The 2,924-nt window shown below is 49.4% G+C and carries 5 protein-coding genes and 1 pseudogene; 4 read left to right on the forward strand and 2 right to left on the reverse strand.

Annotated features, from left to right (window positions below; translation table 11 throughout):
* The coding region (locus BHE85_RS12675; RefSeq protein WP_047664789.1) for an IS1 family transposase at nucleotides 1-165 on the reverse strand (165 nt) is incomplete at its 3' end.
* An 80-nt stretch (nucleotides 166-245) separates the two neighbouring features.
* On the opposite strand from BHE85_RS12675, the gene BHE85_RS12680 reads away from it, so the two are divergent.
* From BHE85_RS12680 to BHE85_RS12710, 4 genes and pseudogenes are all read left to right on the forward strand, one after another.
* Nucleotides 246-662, forward strand: a complete 417-nt coding sequence (locus BHE85_RS12680; protein WP_005069274.1) for a hypothetical protein — start codon at nucleotides 246-248, stop codon at nucleotides 660-662.
* Nucleotides 663-1,313: 651 nt separating this feature from the next.
* Nucleotides 1,314-1,469: a type I toxin-antitoxin system toxin HokD gene (gene hokD, locus BHE85_RS12695; RefSeq protein WP_000813254.1), complete on the forward strand. Its 156-nt coding sequence runs from the start codon at nucleotides 1,314-1,316 to the stop codon at nucleotides 1,467-1,469.
* A 167-nt stretch (nucleotides 1,470-1,636) separates the two neighbouring features.
* Nucleotides 1,637-1,915 carry a hypothetical protein gene (locus BHE85_RS12705; protein ID WP_000929754.1) on the forward strand — a complete coding sequence of 93 codons (279 nt, stop codon included), beginning with the start codon at nucleotides 1,637-1,639 and terminating at the stop codon, nucleotides 1,913-1,915.
* Between the two features lies 1 nt (nucleotide 1,916).
* Nucleotides 1,917-2,666: pseudogene (locus tag BHE85_RS12710) on the forward strand (DUF968 domain-containing protein); the annotation flags it as partial.
* A 49-nt stretch (nucleotides 2,667-2,715) separates the two neighbouring features.
* Here the strand turns inward: BHE85_RS12710 and BHE85_RS12720 are convergent.
* Nucleotides 2,716-2,924 (reverse strand): IS3 family transposase (locus tag BHE85_RS12720; RefSeq protein ID WP_001073957.1); only part of this gene is annotated, 209 nt, incomplete at its 5' end.

Raw genomic sequence — 2,924 nt, forward strand, 5'->3', positions numbered from 1 at the left:
TTTCTGGTGCGTACCGGGCTGAGAGGCGGTGTAAGTGAACTGTAGTTGCCATGTTTTACGGCAATGAGAGCAGAGATAGCGCTGATGTCCGGCAGTGCTTTTGCCGTTACGCACCACGCCTTCAGTAGCGGAGCAGGAAGGACATCTGATGGAAATGGAAGCCACGCAAGCACCTTAAAATCACCATCATACACTAAATCAGTAAGTTGGCAGCATTACCGCCGCCTGAAAGGGCGGTAATGAAAATGACTGAATTAACAAAAGAACAATTAATCGAAGAAGCCAAATTAAAAATAGCGATTACGAAATGCCACCCCAATTCAGGGATGGCGCGAGTAGAGGGCGAGTTATTCAAAATTGCACGGGCATCGCTGGAAGCAGAGCCGATAGCGTGGCGATATCGCTACGTGAAAAAAGGTGTTATGGACTCTCAGGGGGAGTTGTGGGTTGGTGACTGGAAATATGTACCGAAAAAAGAGGATTGTAACGACAGGCCGAACTATGAAATTCAGGCCTTATTCACTGCCCCACCAGTCCCGGTTACATCAGAAGAACTGGTTAAAGCTGTGCACTTTTATGAACAACTAAAACGCGAAAATCCACCAGCATCCGGCAACCAGATTAATGGGTTAACTATGTCGGTTAAACGACCAGCCAACTGAAAAAGCGGAAACCTGATTATAGGTTGCCAGATAAGGCAATAAGCTACCTGGCGCGGAACGGACTGATAAGTATGGGGAATGTTTTACGATGAGTATTTAGACTAAAGAGTTTGTAACGCTATGTAAGTGATTTTTTCTGGTTTAGATATTTATATGTCCGGCCAAATTGAGGTGTGTTTAAATGTTATTGCACATTGATTGTAGGGGGAATAATGAAAAACGCATTGCAGTTTTTGTTTGTTGCGTTCTGGTTGTTCGCATCATGTATGCCCATCATCTTCACAGCAAGGTATATGGAAAAAATTGATGTTTTGATATTAATGTTTGGACATATAAATGCCCTTTTTTTAGGGGTGTTCATGGCGGTCATGTGCATTGAATACTGGCGGTAAATACAGCGAACGCTATTGGTTTAGTTGGATATTTACTGTGCCGGACAAAAACGGTTTGCAGGGAAATCTTAGTTAAGTAGAATGACTGCGGGTGCTTGAGGCTATCTGTCTCAGGCATGAACACCAAAAGGCAGATAGAGAAAAGCCCCAGTTAACACTACGCGTCCTGCAAGACGCTTAACATTAATCTGAGGCTCAATCCATGCTGAACACATGTAGGTTAGCCTCTTACGTGCCGAAAGGCAAGGAGAAGCAGGCTATGAAGCAGCAAAAGGCGATGTTAATCGCCCTTATCGTCATCTGTTTAACCGTCATAGTGACGGCACTGGTAACGAGGAAAGACCTCTGCGAGGTACGAATCCGAACCGGCCAGACGGAGGTCGCTGTCTTCACAGCTTACGAACCTGAGGAGTAAGAGACCCGGCGGGGGAGAAATCCCTCGCCACCGCTGATGTGTCAGGCATCCTCAACGCACCCGCACTTAACCCGCTTCGGCGGGTTTTGTTTTTTCTGGTCGTTCTGGTTTACAATCCATCCGTCAGCCTGAACAACTGGCACCTGCTGCGCCAGCAGAGAAAACAGATGGCGCACGATACCAAATTTTACAATTCGGATAACTCTGCCGCGCCTGCCAGCAGGCACGGGCGGCGTTCTCATGCATTCAAATCTGACTGGTATCAGCACGACCCCTGCACCGAAGAACAGGCTGAATGGCTGATTCAGCGCTACCGCAGACACGGATACGAGATTAAGAAAGCCCTCAGTCTCGATTATCGTCACTGGATAATCTTCGTCAGGCTCCCTTATTCCGAACGGCCACCGCGTCCGTCCTGCACATTCCAGCAACGGATCTGGAGGTAATGTGCGGGTATTACTTCGACCTGTTCTGGTTCCGGAACTCGGGCTGGTGGTCCTTAAGCCAGGCCGTGAATCCATGCCGGTATTCCACAATACCCGGGTACTGGTGGAGCCGGAACCGAAAAGCATGCGTAATCTGCCGTCCGGGGTCGTTCCTGCCGTTCGCCAGCCGCTAGTGGAAGACAAAACATTGCTGCCGTTTTTCAGTAACGCACGGGTGATTCGTGCTGCTGGTGGTGCTGGTGCATTGTCTGACTGGCTGTTGCGCCATATTAAATCCTGCCAGTGGCCACACGGCGATTATCATCACAGCGAAACCGTCATTCACCGTTATGGTACCGGCGCAATGGTGTTGTGCTGGCACTGCGACAACCAGTTGCGTGACCAGACATCCGAATCACTCGAGCAACTTGCTCATCAAAACCTGTCAGCATGGATGATTGACGTCATCGGTCACGCAATAAGCGGTACGCAGGAGCGTGAATTATCTCTGGCTGAATTATCCTGGTGGGCGGTCCGCAATCAGGTGGCGGACGCGCTACCGGAAGCAGTATTACGTCGTTCGCTGGGGTTGCGTGCGGAAAAAATCCGCTCAATGTACCGTGAAAGCGACATCGTGCCGGGAGAGCAGACCGCCACCAGCATACTGAAGCAGCGCACAAAAAATCTTGCGCTGCTGCCTCACGCCCACCAGCAACAGAATCCACCACAGGAAGAGACGGTGGTCAGCATTGCCGTTGATCCGGAATCTCCGGCTCAGTGAGGTGTACTGGCAATAGCGGACACTACCATTTGTTCTTTTTTTAAGCAGCCATCTGATGATATTTTTCCCTGAAGGCTGCCGGGGAGATATTCCCCAGACGAGAGTGACGACGCTGACGATTGTAGAAAATCTCAATGTATTCCCGTATTACTGAGATGGCTTCATCCCGGTTATTAAAACGATAGTGGCTCAGGCTCTCATTTTTCAGCGTTCCCCAGAAGCTTTCCATCGGAGCGTTGTCGTAACAGT

Source organism: Shigella sp. FC1567 (genome assembly GCF_001743015.1).
GTDB classification, from domain to species: domain Bacteria; phylum Pseudomonadota; class Gammaproteobacteria; order Enterobacterales; family Enterobacteriaceae; genus Escherichia; species Escherichia coli.